Origin of the sequence: Flectobacillus roseus, assembly GCF_030056595.1 — a bacterium.
Classification (GTDB): Bacteria; Bacteroidota; Bacteroidia; order Cytophagales; family Spirosomataceae; genus Flectobacillus; species Flectobacillus roseus.
The window spans coordinates 46,572-66,667 of the sequence record NZ_JASHIF010000028.1 but is presented as its reverse complement, the minus strand read 5'-3'; the positions used below and the strand labels follow the sequence as shown (position 1 = coordinate 66,667).

The window sequence follows — 20,096 nt, the reverse complement described above, 5'->3', positions numbered from 1 at the left end:
AGATCATTAAAAATTTACATTCACGCTTCAGTATTATTAAGTAATCGTGCAGAATAAGATTTAGTCTTTTAGTGACAAGGCAACAGTCACAAGGCAAAGAGTGTTAAAATGTTTTTAACGACCACGGACATGCATTTTTCCCATAGCCCATCGCCGAAAGCCGATATCTGAAAGCTCAATGTACAATCTTACACTTTATTTTGAGTACTAACTTACTTAAGCTGTTTGTCCAAAATGCTTTTCCAGCTAGAATATACAGATTGATATTGTTCTTGTAATTCTTTTTCAGGCTCTACAGTTCCTATTGATTTCATATTTTCGAAGGCTTCTTTTGGCTGAGCAAAGAATCCTTTTCCAATACCAGCGCCCAAAGCTGCACCTTTTGCACCGTCTGTATCATACAACTCAACTGCCACGCCAATGGTATTGACTAACGCTTTTGTAAATACGTCACTTAAGAACATATTGGCCTTTCCTGCACGAATAACAGTAGGAGCTGTACCTGTTTCTGCCATAATGTCAACCCCATATTTCAAGGAGAATGCAATACCCTCTTGCGCCGCACGAATCATATGGGCAGTGGTATGCACATTAAAGTTTAGCCCAGTTATGGTCGAATGAATAGTTTTGTTTGATAATACTCGCTCAGCACCATTGCCAAAAGGTAAAATATACAAACCATTAGCCCCAGCCTTGATGGCAGATGCAGCATCATTCATTTGGCTGTAGGACCATTGTGAAGCCACTTGATCACGCATCCAACGATTCAGGATTCCTGTACCATTTACACATAACAAAGTTCCCAAGCGATTGAGACCATCTAATTGGTGATTGACGTGTGCAAACGTGTTGACACGTGACAGTGGGTCATAACTGATTTGGTCAGAAACAGAATAAATCACCCCTGAAGTACCAGCAGTTGCAGCAACTTCACCGGGTTCCAAAACATTTAAGGATAAAGCATTGTTGGGTTGGTCACCTGCTTTGTAACATACAGGAGTTCCAGCTTGCAGTCCTGTCAGGTCTGCCATAGAACTACTCACCTCCCCATGATTCGAAAATACAGGTTTTAATTCAGGTAAAACAGTTTTAGGAAAACCATAATATTTTAGAATATCCTCAGAAACAGTATTTTCTTTAAAATCCCAGAAAATGCCCTCAGAAAGCGCTGAATTGGAGGTAGTAATTGAATTGGTGAGTTTCATCGCAATAAAATCGCCCGGAAGCATAATCTTATACACAGAACCATACACGCGTGGCTCATTGGCTTTTACCCAAGCTAGTTTTGAAGCCGTAAAATTCCCAGGAGAATTGAGTAAATGTGACAAACATTTTTCCTCACCAATTTCTTGAAATGCTTTGTTTCCAATTTCCACGGCACGGCTATCACACCAAATAATAGATGGGCGAAGGACACGATGGTCTCTATCTACCATGACCAATCCATGCATTTGGTAGGCAATACCGATGGCTTGAATATCTTTAGGGTTGTATTTGCCCGAATTGTTACAGCGCTTAATGGCATTTACCGCGCAATCCCACCACATTTCAGGATCTTGCTCTGCCCAATCTGGGTAGGGTGAGGAGATAGTGTTTTCGGTATCAGGGTATTGAGCAGACGCTACTAATTGACCTGTTGCGCCATCCACAACCGAAGCTTTAATGGAAGAAGTACCAATGTCGATTCCTAGTAAAAGCATAGAGGAATATATTAAAGATTGCTTTTTTTATATAAAACAGGATAATTGATATAAATCATCCTTCTGAACAAAGATAGAAATTTTTTTATTACTGTTCTAATCTGTTCTATGTTTTGCGGTATTTTTTCATGAAAAAATATACTTTACAAAAAAGTAGCTTAACTTTAACGAAATTTTCACGAACCACAATTTTAATTGACTAAAGAATTTCTAACCCCTGATAATAATGAATATTGATTGCCCTGTGATAGAGATTGAAAATTTGAGTATGAATTACGGTGAAAAGCAAGTTCTAAAAGGACTTAACTTAACAGTAAATCATGGTCAAATTGTTGGATATATCGGACCAAACGGAGCAGGGAAAAGTACTACGCTAAAGACATTGATTGGGATGATAACTGGATTTTCGGGCAAGGTGCGAGTGCTTGGATATGATATCCGAACGCACTCATTGGAAGTGAAACATAAAGTTGGTTATGTTCCAGAAAATGCCCAACTATACGAGCAACTCACCCCGCTTGAATATTTGAGATTTGTGGGTCGCCTCCACAAAATGCCTGATCATAAAATTGCAAATATTTCACCTAAAATGCTTGAAGTATTTGAGTTAGGAAATATGGCTGATCGACGTATGAGTGTATTTTCGAAAGGCTCAAAACAAAAAATCCAATTGATCGCAGGCATGATGCATAACCCTGACTTGATTATTTTGGATGAACCTTTGTCTGGATTAGACCCCAACGCTGTTTTGCTTGTCAAAGAGATTTTAGGTAAATTAAAACTTCAAGGAAAGACGATCTTTTATTCATCACATTTAATGGATGTAGTGGAAAAAATTTCGGACAGAATTATTGTCATCAATCAAGGAGAAATCATCGCGGATGGTACATTTGAGGAATTGCAACAAAATGCAATAGGCTCTTTAGAATCGATTTTTAGTAATTTAACAGGAAACACTTCACACATAAAAGACAATGCAGAGTTGTTTGTTTCGGTGTTGGATGATATAAAGTAAATGATTGGGGCGATCCCTCATTTGCTAACACATCGAAATTGCTCAGGATGTTCTGCAATCCTTCTTTTACACAAACTGGACTATGGTTAAATTTATATTATATTTTTTAGATAAATTTCGTTGGTTTTTTATAAATATCGGTGTCGATTACACCTCACTTCGTGCTATCCTCGAGGTAAAACTATTAATTGAAACTAGAGGCTTTTGGATCAAAAACCCTAAAGCTTCACAAGCAGCGCCAAAATCGGTAGAGGATGAAACATCTCCTTTCGAGTCAGAAATAGAGGAGGAGTCCAATCATCGCACGTTTTTGAAAACTTCTATTATACAAGCCGTTTTTAGTTTCCTGTATGCTATCGTGATATTCTCCGTAAAACAGACGGTATTTAATATGCTGTTGATGTGTTTTACTTATATGATGTTCATGATATGCTTCAATATGCTTGCCGACTTTGCAGAGGTACTTTTTGATAATCAAGACAATACGACCTTACTCTCACGACCAGTAGACCCCAAAACAATCTGGATTTCTCGATTACTACATTTATTGATTTTTCTGGGTCTACTTACGTTTGCTAATGCTTTTGGGCTAGCAGTTGTTCTTGCCCTAAAAATGGGATTAATGGTAGGAGTGTTCTTTTTGATAAGCGTGAGTTTTTTATGTTTGATTTCCGTCTTTATTTCCAGTGGACTTTATATTTTTCTATCAAAACTAGTTAATCCTGAAAGGTTTAAAGATATTATCATTTATGTGCAGATTTTCTTTACACTTAGTTTATCGATCGGTTATCAGTTTATATCTGGACAATCTAAAATTTCAGTAGAAGATATTTTTCAGCCTTCTAGAGTAAAGTTTTGGCACTATTTTGCACCTCCTGCATGGTATGCCCATATCTTGGATAGCTATGTTTATCACGTGAAAGATTGGCATCACTTGAATTTTATTTTTCTGGGAATATTGTTTCCCATCATCGCAATGGTGCTGATTAACAAATACTTGGCGCCATTTTTTGCGAATAGGCTTACTTCGATCCAATATTATGCTTCTGTAGATACCCGCAAGTCTTCAGCTAGGTTCCTGATTAGAGATTTCTTCAATAAGATTCACAAATTGTTCAAACACTCTATTCTCGAAAAATCCGCTTTTGAGCTTGTCTGGACGATTGTTACGCGAGATAGAAGGTTCAAGCTAAGAGCTTATCCTTCATTGGGCTTGTTGATTCTTTTTACCATTCGTTATTACAATGATACTTTGACAGTAGATGTAAACCGATTAATGATTCTTTATTACACCACATTTACGCTTAGTATGATTGTGCAGCAAATCTTTTTGTCGGACAACTGGAAAGCTTCTTGGATTTATCAAATTATGCCAATAGAAAATCCAGGGGAATTACTCGTTGGGGCTTATCGCTCAGTTATTATTCGTTTTATTGTGCCGCTTTATATTTTGATTACTACGATCATGTTATTAAAGGAAGGTATCGCTTGTTTAAAGGATGTGTATCTCAATATCTCAGTCACATTACTTTATATCGCCATTAGTGTTTTTAAAGAAAGTTTCAGACTACCATTTTCGGTAGAAGCCTCCAACTCAAATGCTAAAGGGAACAATTGGTTAAGGTTTTTTAATCTTATTTTTGTTATGCCAATGATTGGACTGATACATTATTACATTGCTAAGACCTTAGTGGGAACTTTAGTGATTGCTACAGCCTTTTCTATTATAGCTATCATTTTATTTCAACAGTATAAATTTATTTCTTGGGAAAGAATTCGACATTCGTAAGAGTTTCCCTCTACAAAGGCATGGGTATTTTGAAAATCACTAATTTGACAAAAGTATATGATGAACGAGTAGTCGTAAACAATATTTCACTTGAAGTAGCTCCCGCAGAAATTTTGGCAATAGTAGGTGAAAGTGGTTCAGGAAAGACTACTTTACTGAATATTATTGCGGGAAATATTCGTCCTGATGAAGGAAAAATGTGGCTGGATGACCAAGAAGTTGACCTATTTTTTAATCGACTCATTCGTGAATTACCTGATATAAAACTTGTTCCGCAAGACTACAAACTTAAACCCGAACACAAAATTTGGGAAAATATCGACCTATCTCTCACCAAATATACTCGTGAATATCGAGTAGAACGAGTAGCTGAGCTGTTAGATTTATGTGGAATTACACATATCAAAGACAAAAAGCCGAAGGATGTATCAGGTGGCGAAAAACAGCGAACCGCCATTGCCAGAGCCATCGCCGAGGAACCTCAAGCCTTGTTACTCGACGAGCCTTTCTCTAATTTGGACTCTATCAACAAGCAACATTTACGACAAAATCTGGTTTCTTTAATCAAACATGAAGAAATAGCTTGTCTTTTTGTGACACACGATATGATTGAAGCCCTGTTGGTTGCTGACCGAATAGGAGTGATGCATAAAGGCGATTTGCTTATGTTGGGAACACCGAAAGAGATTTTTTCACAAACAGCTAATCCTTATATTATCTCATTTGTGCAGGCTGCAATAGCGCCAATCAAAGAGTTTTATCAACAATATCTAGACAAATAGTTAATCTTGGTCGATTGATTTGACAAATAAATCTAAAATGTATTGTCAGATTGAATTTCCTTGTATAATTTTGGACCGAAATACATATTTGGTCGAATCGTATGACTGACACACTTCAAAAAGACGAAATCATCATCAAAGAGGTGATCGATGCCGCAAAAGTTTTGTTTCAACGTTATGGTCTCAAAAAGACCACAATGGAAGATATTGCCAAATTTGTAGGTAAAGGGAAAAGTACGTTATACTATTATTTCCCAAGTAAGATTGAAATTTTTGAAGCAGTAATTGAAAATGAAATTCGAGAACTGTTTGAATCTATCGAAATAGCTGCCTCGAAAGAAGTTACTGCAAGACAAAAATTGAAAGTTTATTGGTTGACCCGTCTCCAAAAACTTGAGAAGATGTGTAATCTTAGTCAGGTACTCAAGGAGGAGATTATGGATCATGCCATTACTATTTTTAATCTAAAAAGAAAACACCTTCATGAGGAGTTGACCTTAGTAAAAGGGTTTCTAATTTTTGGTATCGAAAACGAAGAATTTCGTCCCGAAACAGAAGAACATATTGAGGTTCTCTGCAGAGTGATTGTGGCTTCTTTACGCGGATTTGAGTTGTCGAATATGGAAGTGTTTGAAATTGAGAAAGACTATATTCGTCATATAGATTTCTTGATAGACACCTTTATCAGTGGTATTGGTATCAAATCATCGTCTGTTTAGACTTACCAAAAAATAAATTTTGAGAAATTCTTATTTCAGTTGAAACTTTTTTTTCTGAATACTGTTTTATTAAAAGATTCTTCTTCTTTTTTCTATTTCCAACATATATCCTTCCACTAAATGCAATTAGGCTTTTATACAATAGCCTGATTTTTTTGAATAAAAATTAGACCGAAATACGAATTCGGTCGATAAGTTTTGCGTTTTCGTCTCTAAATAACTTTTTTTAGTCGACATTTGAGATAGTACTTAAAGTAAAATGTAGGTTAAGATTGTCCTAGCTTTAAGGATAATCTCTTAGAATTTACTAAGTTGCATTTATAAGAACAATTCACCATATATTACAAATAGATTATGAATATGAACCCTACGGTTTCGGCTGCTACAGGAAAGCTTGGTATTTTGATGCCAGGAATGGGAGCGGTTGCTACAACGTTTGTAGCAGGCGTTATTGCTTCTAGAAAAGGATTAGCACATCCGACAGGTTCTCTTACTCAAACCGCAAACATTCGCTTGGGTAAAAGAACAGAAAAGCGTAATCCAAAAATTAAAGATTTTGTACCCTTGGCTTCGTTAGATAGCATCGTTTTCGGAGGATGGGACGTATATGGAGACAATATGTTTGATGCAGCGCTTAAAGCAGGTGTTTTGGATCGTGGAATGGTGGAGTTGATTCGTGAGGATTTGGAAAAAATCGTTCCTATGAAAGCGGTTTTTGATAAGCGTTACGTAAAAAACTTAGAAGGAGATAACGTTAAGCCTCAAACAAGCAAATTAGAACTGATTGAAGAGTTGATGGCAGACATAGAAAACTTCAAAATCGCTAATGATTGTGAGCGTTTGGTAATGGTATGGTGCGGTTCTACAGAAATCTACCATGAAGCAAAAGAGGTACACTCATCATTGGCTAATTTTGAAGCTGGTTTGGCAAGTAATGACCCAGATATTGCTCCTTCAATGATGTATGCGTATGCTGCCATCAAGTCTGGAGTGCCGTTTGCCATGGGTGCACCAAACTTGTGTTTGGATATTCCTGCTCTTGAAGAATTAGCTGCCCTAACGCACACACCTATTGCAGGGAAAGACTTCAAAACGGGTCAAACTTTGATGAAAACCATTGTAGCGCCAGGCTTGCGTGCTCGTGCATTAGGTGTACGTGGTTGGTTCAGTACCAATATCTTAGGTAACAGAGATGGCTTGGTGTTGGATGCGCCAGAAAACTTCAAAACCAAAGAAGTATCGAAAGGCAATGTGTTGGATGGTATCTTAGACGCTGAGCAAAATCCTGAATTATGGGGTGATATTCATCACAAAGTTCGTATCGAATATTATCCACCACTAGGTGACAACAAAGAGGGCTGGGACAATATCGATATCTTTGGTTGGATGGGTTACCAGATGCAAATCAAAATCAATTTCTTGTGCCGTGACTCTATTTTAGCTGCACCAATTGTATTGGATTTGGCCTTATTCCTTGATGTTGCAAAACGTGCAAACTTGTCAGGTATTCAAGAGTGGTTGTCATTCTACTGGAAAGCTCCACAAACGTTGCCAGGCTTAGAACCAATCCACGATTTGTTTAAGCAATTGGAAAAATTAGAAAATACACTTCGCTATTTAATGGGCGAAGAATTGATTACAAATCTAGGAATGGATTACTACGAAAATGTAGAAGAAGACGTAGAATTGTAATTTTCTAAAAAGTTGAAAGTAAGTCTATTAAACCAAATAGACTTACTTTCATCCAAACACAAATTAGGTGCTGTAGATTTCCTTTCTTCCTTTGTACTAAGGCAAATGGCACTCTTTCCAATGAATCATCAACGATTACATATTATCATAGCGTCAGCGCTTGGGATTGGTTATATACCCAAAGGTTCTGGTACGTTTGGAGCCATACTTGCTTGTTTGGGCGTTATTGGGTTAAATGCGCTTTTTCCCACAAATGCCTTAGGCTATCAAGCTGTCTTAGTAGGACTTACTATTATTTTTCTTTTTATTGGTCGCAAGGCATCTGAGGTTACAGAACTGATTTGGGGCGAAGATTCATCCAAAATTGTGATTGACGAGGTGGTCGGACAATGGCTTAGTTTATGCCTAATTCCATTCTCGTGGACCAATTTGGTATTAGGGTTAGTACTATTTAGAATTTATGATATTTTCAAACCTTTTAATATTCGCTCTTTTGAGAAATATGAAAATGGTTGGGGAGTTATGCTAGACGATGTAGCAGCAGGTATTTGGGCCAATTTAACCTTACAAGTAGTACTTCTTCTTTTTAATTTTTATGCATAAATATCTCAGGATATTTCTCAAGTTTATGTCAGCCTCGGGTATTGCGACGACCGTTGACTTTAGTGCCTCTTATTCACTTGTTTCAGGATTTCAGGTTAATGACGAATGGGCTACCTTGGTGGGTAATATCCTTGGTGCTATCATTGGTTTTTGGGTAAGCCGAACATGGGTTTTTCAGGCAAAAGGTACGCAATCTTTAACATGGCAAGGTATAAAATATGCGATAGTTGCAGTAGGAAACTCCGCCATGAATGTGGGCGGTGTGGCCTTGATGACGCAATTTGGCTCTTGGCATTATCTTACCGTTCGAGTAATAGTTGGAGTGATTGTATTTGTGGTGTACAGCTACGGTCTAAATCAGTGGTTTGTATTTAAGAATAAAACGTATGAAAAGGTATCTTTATAGTCTCCCTCAAGAAATAAAATTTCTCAATAACATATTCTTCTTTCTGCTGTGCTCATGCGCTTTTGTGGCACAGTCGCAGACTATTATCAAAGGTAAAATCTCTGAAAATAAAACGAATGAAGGTATTCCGTTTGTCAACGTAACTATTTTGGGTACGTCCCAAGGTGTACAATCTGATGTAAATGGAAATTTTACGATTACAGTAAAAGAATACGGTTCGGGTAAAGTGCAGTTTTCGTCAGTAGGTTATAAGAATGAGGTAAAATCTTTCAAAAAGGATATTACCCAAACTATTTCTATTCGCCTGACGTCGACGACACAGAATTTATCGGAGGTTGTGGTAAAAGGGAAAAAAGATAAATATCGCAATAAAGATAATCCTGCAGTGGCGCTTATCAGAAAGGTGATTGATCACAAGGACGATAACAGAAAGGAAGGTTTAGACTATTATCAGTATGAGAAATATGAAAAACTTCAGTTGGATTTGAGTAATATCGATGATGCTTATAAGAATAAGAAAATCTTTAAAAACTTTCAATTTATCTTTGATAACCTCGACACTGCAAAGCTTACAGGTAAAGTGTCGTTACCATTGTATTTGAAAGAAACAGTTTCAGATGTTTACTTCAGAAAAAGTCCGAAAGAAGAGAAGTCCTATATTAAAGGGGAAAAGAAAGTAGGTTTGGAGCAATTCCTTGATAACAACGGCATGGGTGCTTATCTAAACCGAATGTATGAGGATGTCAATATCTACGATAACAACATCAGCTTGCTTTCGCAACAGTTTATTAGCCCAATTTCGCCACTTTCTCCAACCTTTTACCGATTTGTCATTTTGGATACGCTTCAACATGATGGCGTAAAATGTATCAATTTAGGTTTTTCACCAAGAAATCAGGCTGACTTTGCCTTTGTCGGTACTATGTATGTAGCTATGGATTCGTCTTATGCTGTACGTCGTATCAAGATGGGAGTACCTAAAAACATCAATCTCAACTTTGTGATGGGAATGGAGATTGAGCAGGAATATCAACCCACAGCTGAGAAATTTTTGATGCTAGCAAAGGATGAAATCATGATTGAGTTTAATCTTTTCAAGACAGAAAATTCTCGGGGCGTGATAGGAAAGCGTGCAGTTTCTTTTCGAAATTACAAGTTGAATAATCCAATTGATAACGAATATTTTAAGCCAATCCAGAAAAATGTTCTGACCGAAAATGCCTATGTAAGAGATGAGGGTTTTTGGAATCAAGCACGTCATCAACAGCTCAGTAGGGTCGAAACCAATATCTACCAAATGGCAGATAGTATTCAGAAAGTCCCTGCCTTTAAAAGAGCCATGAAAATTGCTGGATTGTTTTTATTCGGATATTCTGATTTTGGTACTTTTGAAATAGGACCTGTTAACACTTTTTATAGTTTCAACCCAGTTGAAGGGTTTCGTTTACGTCTTGGAGGGCGAACCATGGCAAAGCTGAATCCAAGATTGTATTTTGAAACTTACATGGCTTACGGATTCAAGGATGAACGCTGGAAAGGTTTTGGGGCGTTAACCTATAATTTAGGGAAAAACTCGATTTATGAATTTCCTAATAATTATCTACGTGTGTCTTATCAAGATGAAGTGCGTATTCCTGGACAAGAGTTACAGTTTATTCAAGAGGATAATTTTTTGTTGTCTTTCAAAAGAGGAGTAAACGATAAAATGACCTATAATAAAGTCCTTCGTGTTGACTACCGAAAAGAATCTCGTTCAGGCATTAGTTATGAAATTGGTTTGAAAAACTTGAGCCAAGAAGCAGCAGGGAGTTTAACATTCCAAAAAGTAGGAAAACTTGATGGCATTGTGATTACCGACAGAACAGTGACTTCTACGGAGCTATCTTTTAATTTAAGATTTGCGCCCAATGAGCAGTTTTATCAAGGTAAAAATTACCGTATTCCAATTATTAACAAGTATCCAATTTTTCAGGCAAGATATACTTTGGGTATTGCCAATATTTTGAATAGTGGTTATAATTTTCATAATATCACCTTGCGTGCCAATAAACGTTTCTTTATTTCACCGATTGGCTATACCGATGTAACAGCTGAAGGTGGTAGAATTTTTGGAAAAGTGCCATATCCTTTGTTGATGATTCACCGTGCAAACCAATCGTATTCATACCAATTAGAGTCCTATAACTTGATGAATTTCTTGGAGTTTGTAAGTGACCAATACGCTGGTTTGTTTGTCGATCATTATTTCAATGGATTTTTCTTCAACAAAATACCATTAATCAAAAAATTGAAATTTCGTGAGATTATTACTTTCAAGGCACTCTATGGTAGTTTGAGTGATAAAAATAATCCGAACCTCAACCCAGATTTGTATAAATTTCCAACCAATGAAGAAGGGCAAGTGCTCACACATTCGCTCAACAATGGACCTTACATGGAGGCAAGTATTGGTATAGGCAATATCCTAAAGTTTTTCAGAGTAGACTTTGTCAAAAGGTTGAGCTACTTGGACAACCCTCAGGTGTCTGAATATGGAATTAGAGGACGATTTAAAATGGATTTTTAGGCTAAACAAGTATTAATAAATCACTTAGAACTATGTATGCACTTAAATCAGCAGGGCAACAATTGATATACAAATTGATAAACCCTTTTATAAATTTATTGATTGCCTTAAAAATTACGCCCAATATGATTACCACCACTGGCTTGGTGTTGAATATTGGAGCGGCAGGAATCTTTATTTATGGCGCAGAGGCATCTCATCGTGGCGACTTAAGTATAGTAGGGTGGGGTGGAGCTATGATTCTTTTTGCTGGAGTATTCGACATGATTGATGGTCGTTTGGCACGTGTGAGTAATACCTCCTCAAAGTTCGGGGCATTTTATGACTCCGTGTTGGATCGTTACAGCGAGATGTTTATGTTTTTGGGAATATGCTATTACTTGGTAGCACATCATTATTTATTTAGTTCATTTTTTGCCTTTTTAGCACTTATCGGCTCTTCAATGGTGAGTTACACTAGAGCTAGAGCAGAAGGATTGAATATTAAATGTGAAATTGGTTGGATGCAAAGACCCGAAAGAATTGTAATTATTGGTGGTTCAGCGTTGTTGTGCGGATTATTGTCTCCCATTTTTGGGGCTGATTTTAGAATAGATGGTCCAAGCGAACGAATCCCTTGGTTTGAATCTATATCGGTCTTTACCATTCCATTGGCCATCGTTGCAATATTATCCAACTTTACTGCCATTCAACGAATAGAGTATACACAAAAAGAGTTAAATAAAAATGAAACAAAGTAGGCTCTTATGGTTGCTTGGTAGCTTACTATTACTGAGTTTTTCACCCGCTCATTACCCTAAAGTACCTGATTCAAAAGTAAGGCTGTTTTATATTCAACGGAGTTCAAACATTAATACCATCGTTTACGATGCAAAGCTAAACACCAAGGGAGGATTTGATGAAGATAATCCTATAGATGTGTATTGGCTACGCTATCAAGAAGATGGGCGAAGAAAAGAACTCTCATGGATACAACGAGTATTAGCATATGGTGTCGACACAGAAACCATTGAAGGACAGACTGATGCGCTTCAGGCGTGGGTAGTTTCTTATAAAAAACGAAAGCTTCGATTAGGCTTTGACAAAAACAAAAAGCCTTATGCTTCATTATTGATTAATAACCAATTAGCAAAACTCGACCATGTGTATGTACAAATCGAAGGGAGTAATTTACGTCCGAAAGTATTGTATGTAGAAGTATTTGGAAGAGATTTTTATTCAGGAGAAAATGTTTATGAAAAAATCAAACCGTAGTAGCGTGCTAAACATTGAGGATACAGGATTTGAACGCTTCTCAGTTAAGAATATCATAGGGTTAGTTATTTTCACACCTTTATTCTTTTTTTGGTATATCAATTTTATTGGATTATTACCAGAGCACATTATGTTGTATGTGCTATTTGTATCCACTTATTTTGGTAATAAATTTAGCCGTGAAATCATCTTATCATTTGCCATTTATGTGGTGTATTGGGCTATTTATGATTCCTTTCGAGTATTCCCAAATTATGAGTTCAACACGGTACATATTCAACAACCTTATGAGTTGGATAAGACACTTTTTGGCGTAAACTACCAAGGACAATTACTTACCCTTAGTGAATATTTTGCGAAGGTACATATTCCACTTTTTGATGTTTTAGCAGGTATTTTTTATATCAACTGGGTACCTATCCCGATTGCGTTGTCTTTGTATTTTTACCTCAAAAAAAGACCTCTATTTTATTCATTTGCGTACTGTTTTGTTTTTGTGAATTTTCTTGGTTGGATTGTCTATTATGCCTATCCTGCGGCTCCGCCTTGGTATGTGGCAGAGCACGGATTTGCCTTAGATTTACACACTCAAGGCAGCGAAGCTGGTCTAAAATATTTTGATCAGATTCTTGATGTGAATCTGTTTAAAGGAATGTATGTACGAAACTCAAACGTATTTGCTGCAATGCCTTCTTTACACTCTGCATTTCCTTTAATAACCTTGTATTTTGGGTTAAAAGCAAGATTAGGTTGGTTTAATATCTTCTTTGTGATATTCTGTTTAGGTATTTGGGGTGCAGCCGTATATACAAGCCACCATTATGTTATTGATGTATTGTGTGGTATTACGGTGGCCTCAATAGGAATATTTTTGTTCGAGAAGTTTTTGAATAAGCGCGTACAAGAGATGTTTGCGAAATAGCCAAACTCTTTCGATAGCTCATAAAAAAAAAGCCTGAGAAACCTCAGGCTTTTTTTATTTCCCCAATCGTTATTTACAATGAATTGCGCAGATTTACTTCGAATAAATTGGCTACATGGTCTTTTGATTTTTCAAGTACCAATCTAGCGGCAGTTTTTCCCATTTCTCTAAAATTTGTCGAAATAGTAGTAATACCGTCGAGGATAATCTCTTTTAGAGGCGTTTCATTGTAGGAGATTATTCCTACTTGCTTGCCTATGACGAGGTTATCATTCATGATTTTTTTGATAAGTATAACTAAATCATCCTCCATCAAATTTATATAGACTGATCCCTCTGTTACGGTTTCGGTTTTGATATTATCAATAATAGTAGCCTCAAAAGCAAAATCCTGACAGAAGTTTAAAAATCCTTTTTGGATTTCTTGAGGATAGCAACTTTGCTTCGGAAAAATTAATTTCAGGCTTGTATAGTTTCTTAATTTTTCGAGCATTTGGCAAAGTGCCATATAAATATCTTTCTCAAAATTTTCATATACAGCCCCAAATTCACCGTTGACTCCAGCGACCATTTTGTCTAAAATAATCAACTTTTCTTTTGGTATCATATTGACAACTTCCTGCACTTTATCGTTGTAGTCTAATAGATACGGGATAATGACAAAGTGAGAGTAATCTTCGTCTTTTTTAGCTGTAATGAGTTTTTTGAAAAGAGCAAAGTCGTTGTTATACACATAAAAATCAATTGCTACTTGTTGCCCTAATTCTTTCACAAAAGCATCAAAAATGATTTTTTTGTGCGCAGAAAGTTTATTGAAAAGCAACAATACTTTCATAGGCTTTTCAAAATCTACGTTTTTGATGTAGTAACCCTTACTAGGAACAGATTCAAGAATACCCATACTTTTGAGTTGTCGATATGACTTCTCGACAGTATCGCGAGAAACATCCAACTCGAAACTCACTTCATTGATGGATGGCAAGCGATCATTGACCGTAATTTGCCCTGCCTCAATGCCCTTGAGTGTCGAATGTACAATCTGTAGATATTTCGGTGTTGCCGAAATATCGTCGACTCTAATTACATCCCAGATTCTTTGTTTTTTCGCAATCATTATATTATGGATAAATAAGGTTGAAAAGGTTTTTCTAGGCATTCTAGAAAAAAACTTAACCTTAAAACTTATACTTTTTTTAGACAGGCTAAAACCTATCTCATCAACTTATATTTTAATTCTAAACAAAGGTTAAGATTTGAATAATTCATATTCAATTTTTCAAGGATATTAATTTATGCAAACGATGTCGGGAACGTTGCCATGTCGCCAAAATCCAACCTTTGTCCTATTTTTTTTATGCAAAATCCAGTTTTAGTAGTGTCAAAGTAGACTAATTTCATTGTACGATTTTTGTATTTTTTTAATATATCTTACCATATTCTATTCTCAATTCAAGCTAGTTTTTGATTTCAACAAGGATGCTACAGGACGGCTAACCCATAAATGACATTTATCTTTGAGGAAGTTGTACAAATCGAAGACGATTTTGCAAGTAGATTTTCTTCTATTTTTACTTCTGAGAGTAAAACACATTATCCAAAAATCCCAAAGCCGATTATGAAAAAGTACTCATTTGATAAAGTCGCATTGTTAGGTTTTTTACTGCTTTCAGGTGCAGAAGGTTTTGCCCAAAAAAACGTTACAAAATCTAATGACTCCAATACGCCTTTGCACTTGATTCAGCCTGACTATCCTGTTCCTTATGGAATTGTGAAAGCGGAGGAGGTTGAAAAAACTTTGCAAAGAGTTCATGCGTATTTAGAAAAAGTGACTCCTACAAATTTTATCAATACCAAGACAAATGAGGTAGTGAGTGATTTGTCAAAAATTGATGAAAATACGGCTTTACAAAAAGGTGATTTTCGTTTGGTGAGTTACGAATGGGGTGTGACTTATCAGGCTATGATGCTGGCTTCGCAATACACAGGTGATGCGCGTTATAAAGAATATACAGAGAAACGTTTGAAATTTATCAACGATGCTGTTCCATTCTTTAAAAAGTCATCAGGTGCAAGCGAGGATTGGGGTACAAAAGGACCATTGAAGGGATTGTTAAACCCACATGCATTGGATGACTGTGGAGCTATGTGCGCTGCAATGATTAAATCTTCCGTAGCTGGCACCCAAAATAATTATCGTCCTTTAATCGATAGCCATATCAATTATATTATGAATAAGGAGTTTCGTTTGAGTGATGGAACTTTGGCTCGTAATCGCCCTCAAGCAAGTACTTTATGGTTGGATGATATGTTTATGGGTATCCCTGCGATTGCTCAAATGGGCAAATTGACTGGCGATAAAAAATACTACGACGAAGCCATTAAACAAGTTCGTCAGTTTTCAAAAAGAATGTTCAATCCTGAAAAGGGTGTTTATATGCATGGTTGGGTAGAAGGCATGACCGAGCATCCTCAATTCCACTGGGCGCGTGCCAACGGTTGGGCTATTTTGACCAAAATAGAAGTTTTAGAAGCTCTACCAGAAAATTATCCAGGTCGTGAAGAGGTCTTGAATTTGTTGAAAGCACATGTAAAAGGCTTAACAAGATATCAGTCAGGTTCTGGATTTTGGCATCAATTATTAGATAGAAACGATTCGTACTTGGAAACTTCGGCTACTGCGATTTACGCATATTGTTTCGCCAAAGCCATCAATAAAGGCTGGATAGACAAATTGGCCTATACGCCTGCTACGATGTTGGCTTGGAATGCCGTAAGTACCAAAGTAAACGAGCAAGGACAAGTAGAAGGTACTTGCGTTGGTACAGGAATGGGATTTGACCCAGCATTTTACTATCATCGTCCAATCAGCCCGTTTGCGGCTCACGGTTACGGACCAGTGATTTATGCAGGAGCAGAAATGTTGAATTTGCTAAAGTCAAACCAGTTTGAAATAAACGATAGCTCTGTACAATTGTTGATTAAAAAGAAGTAAACAAATTCTTTTCAGGATTACAAATCAGTATTTCAAATTTCCGAAATCTGAAATCCCAAATCCGAAATTGTTATATACAGTTCTAATTTTCTAATAACAGGACTCAATTGTCAATTAAATTCTGAACGAATGAAAAAAGTACCATTAATGCTATGCTTGTTGTTAGGCGGTATGTCGGCAATGGCTCAGAAACTACCGAGCAAAACCGAAGTGATTGCCTCAATGCGTAAAGCAAATGACTATTTTATGCAAAAATGGCCAGATACTGGCAAGCCTATTGTAACCAACAAAACCCGTCCAAGTAATATCTGGACCCGTGCGGTGTATTACGAAGGATTGATGGATTTGTATAAAGTAGACCCTCAAAAGCGCTATGTGGATTATGCAGTAGCTTGGGGCGAAAGTCATAAATGGGGATTACGTTCGGGCTTATTGACACACAATGCCGATGACCAATGTTGCGGACAGACCTATATTGATTTGTATATGATAGATAAAAAGCCAGAGCGTATCCGTGATATTAAAGCCAATATGGATAGCTTGGTAAAAAATCCTAATTGTACTTATTGGACATGGATTGATGCACTTCAAATGGGTATGCCTGTATTTGCTAAATTGGGTGTTTTGTACAAAGACAATGCTTATTTCGAGAAAATGTACCAAATGTACAACCACTCAAAAACGATAGAAGGAGGAAAGGGCTTATTTAATCCAGAAGATGGACTTTGGTGGAGAGACAAAGACTTTGTGCCACCCTATAAAGAGCCAAACGGACAGGATTGTTATTGGTCTCGTGGCAATGGTTGGATTGTGGCAGCTTTGGTGAGAGTATTGGAAATTATGCCTAAAAACGCACCACATCGCGACGAATATTTACAGATGTACAAAACCATGATGAAGGCTTTGTTGCCACTTCAGAGAGAAGATGGATTCTGGAATGTGAGTTTGCATGACCCAACCAATTATGGAGGTAAAGAAGCTACAGGAACATCATTGTTTGCCTATGGAATGGCATGGGGAATCAACCATGGACATTTGAATGCTAAACAATATAAACCAGCTTTGGTGAAAGCTTGGAATGCTTTGGCAACAGAAAGTGTACAACCTTCAGGATTTTTGGGTTGGGTACAAGGCACAGGGAAAGAACCAAAAGATGGTCAACCATTGGCTATTGATAAAATTCCTGATTTCGAAGACTATGGTTTAGGATGTTTCCTATTGGCTGGTAGCGAAATCGTGAGAATGAAAAAATAAAATAATGAGTATATAAGTGGACAAGATAACTCTTCGTTATTGAAACACTTGTTACTTCGAAGATTACAACACAAGTAATTTGTAAGTAAACAGTTGATTAGGGGAGATTTAGGTTAAGTTCCTTGTGGTAGCATGAGGAACTTCCTTTTTTATAGAGGGACTGGTTTCTTCAAAAATCAACATTATCTCGAAATCTATTCTGTCATTCAAAATTTCACACAGATGAAAAACAAGTTTTTGGTACTTTGTGCCTTTGTTTTAGCATGTTCATTTACGATGTTAAAAACAAGACCCACTATTTACATCATTGGTGATTCAACCGTTAGAAATGGCTCTGGGGCAGGTTCTGATGGTTTGTGGGGTTGGGGAAGTTTCATGAATCAACAATTCGATACGGTAAAAGTGAAAGTTGAAAATCATGCCATTGGTGGTCGTAGTAGCCGTACATTTTTGACCGAAGGACGTTGGGATAAAATTATGGCAAAATTGAATAAAGGCGATTATGTAATCATGCAGTTTGGACACAACGATGGCGGTGCTATCAATGATACAAGTCGTGCGAGAGGCTCTATCAAAGGTATTGGTAACGAATCGGAGGAGATAGATAACCTTTTGACCAAAAAGCACGAAATCGTACATTCGTATGGCTGGTATATGCGTAAGTACGTGCAAGAAACACAAGAAAAAGGTGCCACGCCAATTGTTTGTTCGCTTGTACCAAGAAACGTTTGGAAGAATGGGAAAGTAGAAAGAGCGGGTCAGTCTTACGGACTTTGGGCAAAACAAATTGCAGAGGAAAACAAAGCCTATTTCATCGATTTAAACGAAGTGGTGGCAGCCAAATATGAAGAATTAGGAAAAGAAAACGTGGAGAAGTTTTTTCCAAAAGATCATACCCATCCTAATTATGAAGGTTCAAAATTAACAGCTCAAATCGTGAGTGAACAGATACAACAACTGAAAAAATGTAAGTTGAAAAAACTTTTGAAATAGACAATTTATTATTTATTCAAGGGCTTCCTCAATGCTGTTTAGCTAGAAGGAAGCCCATTGATTTTATACTAATTCTTGTTCTAAAATCCTTTTTCGGTGTTCAAAACCCCATTCGGCTATTACACTTGTTATAACTTTCAACGAACGTCCGTATTCCGTTAATTCATATTCTACACTGATGGGCTGCGTGTTTACGACTGTTCTCGTAATAAGAAGATTCTCCTCCAAATCCTTCAATTCTCGACTCAAAACCTTCCCTGAAATACCGTTTACTTCTCTCAATAAATCAGAATATCGCATTTTGCCATAACACAAGCAGGCAATGATGGAAATTTTCCATTTGCCTCCAATGATATCCATTACATCGTGAATGGCTTGAATCGATTTACCACACGCTGTGGATTTGTGTATCGGGCTAATTTCCGTCATTTGTCATATGGTTACCTAAATGTCACTATTACTTTATGACACAAAGTTACTTTTTGTCACCAAGTATTGCTAGTTTTGTAACATAAATTTAGAAAATATTATTCGTTATGACATTATTAGAATCTTTGGAATGGCGTTATGCTGCCAAAAAAATGAACGGAGAGGTTGTACCTCAAGAGAAGTTGGATTATATCCTAGAAGCTGCAAGATTAGCACCATCATCATCAGGTTTGCAACCATATAAAGTATTTGTGATTTCGAACAAAGAAATCCTTGAACAAATTAGACCAGTAGCTTGGAATCAAAGTGTAATCACAGAATGTTCACATTTGTTGGTATTTGCTGCTTGGGATGGTTATTCTTTGGAAAAAATCACAGCGGTATTTAACGAAATGATGGAAGTACGTGGTTTGCCATTGAACACCATGGATGCTTATAAATCTACATTGTGGGGAATGTACGAACCACTTGGTCAGGAATGGCATGCAACTCACGCAGCAAAACAAGCTTACATCTCATTTGGTTTGGCGATTGCTGCTGCTGCTGAGGTTGGCGTAGATGCTACTCCAATCGAAGGATTTACTCCTCCAGAAGTTGACAAAATCTTGGGCTTGGCAGAACAAGGCTTGAAAAGTGTTGTATTGCTTCCTTTAGGTTACCGTGATGCTGCTAATGACTGGAATGTGAACTTGAAAAAATATCGCAAAGCGAAAGAAGAATTAGTCGTTGAGATTAAATAATTGAGTGAATGAGAGGGTGGTGATTGAGTGATTAGGTTTATAAATCTGAGAAATAGTCAAAACAAACCCTCTATTTGAAATATCAAAAAAGGGGTCGGAAATTATTTTCCGACCCCTTTTTTTTGATGCTACTATGTTAGATTTTACTCGGCTTAAGACGCAATCATTGCCTCTCTACTGCTAGCATACAAATTTTAACATAATCACTAAATTAGTTTATGCTATAACTCGTGAATAATC

Annotated in this window: 18 protein-coding genes; 15 read left to right on the top strand and 3 right to left on the bottom strand. The window is 36.9% G+C overall.

Going from position 1 to position 20,096, the window contains the following annotated elements; translation table 11 throughout:
* Positions 1–212 precede the first annotated feature (212 nt).
* A complete protein-coding gene (locus QM524_RS24480) occupies positions 213–1,700 on the bottom strand; it encodes a xylulokinase (RefSeq protein WP_283346665.1) in 1,488 nt (495 codons plus the stop codon).
* Between the two features lie 226 nt (positions 1,701–1,926).
* On the opposite strand from QM524_RS24480, the gene QM524_RS24475 reads away from it, so the two are divergent.
* The 11 genes from QM524_RS24475 to QM524_RS24425 all read left to right on the top strand — a co-directional run bounded on the left by QM524_RS24475 (position 1,927) and on the right by QM524_RS24425 (position 13,448).
* Positions 1,927–2,715 (top strand): ABC transporter ATP-binding protein, encoded by a 789-nt coding sequence (locus tag QM524_RS24475; protein WP_283346664.1) that lies wholly within the window; start codon positions 1,927–1,929, stop codon positions 2,713–2,715.
* Between the two features lie 82 nt (positions 2,716–2,797).
* Complete coding sequence (locus tag QM524_RS24470; RefSeq protein WP_283346663.1) at positions 2,798–4,504, top strand: hypothetical protein; 1,707 nt, start codon at positions 2,798–2,800, stop codon at positions 4,502–4,504.
* Entirely contained in the window at positions 4,480–5,286 is an 807-nt protein-coding gene (locus QM524_RS24465) for an ABC transporter ATP-binding protein (RefSeq protein ID WP_283346662.1), read from the top strand. Before QM524_RS24470 ends, QM524_RS24465 begins: the two co-directional genes overlap by 25 nt.
* A gap of 101 nt (positions 5,287–5,387) precedes the next feature.
* Positions 5,388–6,005 carry a TetR/AcrR family transcriptional regulator gene (locus QM524_RS24460; protein WP_283346661.1) on the top strand — a complete coding sequence of 206 codons (618 nt, stop codon included), beginning with the start codon at positions 5,388–5,390 and terminating at the stop codon, positions 6,003–6,005.
* A 354-nt stretch (positions 6,006–6,359) separates the two neighbouring features.
* A complete protein-coding gene (locus QM524_RS24455) occupies positions 6,360–7,697 on the top strand; it encodes an inositol-3-phosphate synthase (protein WP_283346660.1) in 1,338 nt (445 codons plus the stop codon).
* 120 nt (positions 7,698–7,817) lie between these two features.
* Positions 7,818–8,300: a phosphatidylglycerophosphatase A family protein gene (locus QM524_RS24450; RefSeq protein ID WP_283346659.1), complete on the top strand. Its 483-nt coding sequence runs from the start codon at positions 7,818–7,820 to the stop codon at positions 8,298–8,300.
* The gene (locus QM524_RS24445) at positions 8,293–8,706 is read left to right on the top strand and encodes a GtrA family protein (protein WP_283346658.1); all 414 of its coding nucleotides are present in this window, start codon (positions 8,293–8,295) and stop codon (positions 8,704–8,706) included. The genes QM524_RS24450 and QM524_RS24445 overlap by 8 nt, the downstream gene beginning before the upstream one ends.
* Positions 8,687–11,272, top strand: a complete 2,586-nt coding sequence (locus tag QM524_RS24440) for a DUF5686 and carboxypeptidase-like regulatory domain-containing protein (protein WP_283346657.1) — start codon at positions 8,687–8,689, stop codon at positions 11,270–11,272. Before QM524_RS24445 ends, QM524_RS24440 begins: the two co-directional genes overlap by 20 nt.
* Before the next feature lie 32 nt (positions 11,273–11,304).
* Complete coding sequence (locus QM524_RS24435; RefSeq protein ID WP_283346656.1) at positions 11,305–12,012, top strand: CDP-alcohol phosphatidyltransferase family protein; 708 nt, start codon at positions 11,305–11,307, stop codon at positions 12,010–12,012.
* The gene (locus QM524_RS24430; RefSeq protein ID WP_283346655.1) at positions 11,999–12,526 is read left to right on the top strand and encodes a DUF4833 domain-containing protein; all 528 of its coding nucleotides are present in this window, start codon (positions 11,999–12,001) and stop codon (positions 12,524–12,526) included. The genes QM524_RS24435 and QM524_RS24430 overlap by 14 nt, the downstream gene beginning before the upstream one ends.
* The gene (locus QM524_RS24425) at positions 12,507–13,448 is read left to right on the top strand and encodes a phosphatase PAP2 family protein (protein ID WP_283346654.1); all 942 of its coding nucleotides are present in this window, start codon (positions 12,507–12,509) and stop codon (positions 13,446–13,448) included. The genes QM524_RS24430 and QM524_RS24425 overlap by 20 nt, the downstream gene beginning before the upstream one ends.
* A gap of 73 nt (positions 13,449–13,521) precedes the next feature.
* Here QM524_RS24425 and QM524_RS24420 read toward each other — a convergent pair whose 3' ends face one another.
* Entirely contained in the window at positions 13,522–14,562 is a 1,041-nt protein-coding gene (locus tag QM524_RS24420) for a GntR family transcriptional regulator (protein ID WP_283346653.1), read from the bottom strand.
* A gap of 501 nt (positions 14,563–15,063) precedes the next feature.
* Here QM524_RS24420 and QM524_RS24415 point away from each other — a divergent pair.
* From QM524_RS24415 to QM524_RS24405, 3 genes are all read left to right on the top strand, one after another.
* Positions 15,064–16,440, top strand: a complete 1,377-nt coding sequence (locus QM524_RS24415) for a glycoside hydrolase family 88/105 protein (RefSeq protein WP_388047111.1) — start codon at positions 15,064–15,066, stop codon at positions 16,438–16,440.
* Between the two features lie 129 nt (positions 16,441–16,569).
* Positions 16,570–17,694, top strand: a complete 1,125-nt coding sequence (locus QM524_RS24410; RefSeq protein WP_283346651.1) for a glycoside hydrolase family 88/105 protein — start codon at positions 16,570–16,572, stop codon at positions 17,692–17,694.
* 222 nt (positions 17,695–17,916) lie between these two features.
* On the top strand, positions 17,917–18,687 hold the full coding sequence (locus QM524_RS24405) for a rhamnogalacturonan acetylesterase (RefSeq protein WP_283346650.1): 771 nt from the start codon (positions 17,917–17,919) through the stop codon (positions 18,685–18,687).
* A gap of 63 nt (positions 18,688–18,750) precedes the next feature.
* Here the strand turns inward: QM524_RS24405 and QM524_RS24400 are convergent, their stop codons facing one another.
* The gene (locus QM524_RS24400) at positions 18,751–19,116 is read right to left on the bottom strand and encodes a winged helix-turn-helix transcriptional regulator (RefSeq protein WP_095165579.1); all 366 of its coding nucleotides are present in this window, start codon (positions 19,114–19,116) and stop codon (positions 18,751–18,753) included.
* 107 nt (positions 19,117–19,223) lie between these two features.
* Between QM524_RS24400 and QM524_RS24395 the strand changes: the two genes are divergently transcribed.
* Complete coding sequence (locus tag QM524_RS24395; RefSeq protein ID WP_283346649.1) at positions 19,224–19,856, top strand: NAD(P)H-dependent oxidoreductase; 633 nt, start codon at positions 19,224–19,226, stop codon at positions 19,854–19,856.
* Positions 19,857–20,096 lie beyond the last annotated feature (240 nt).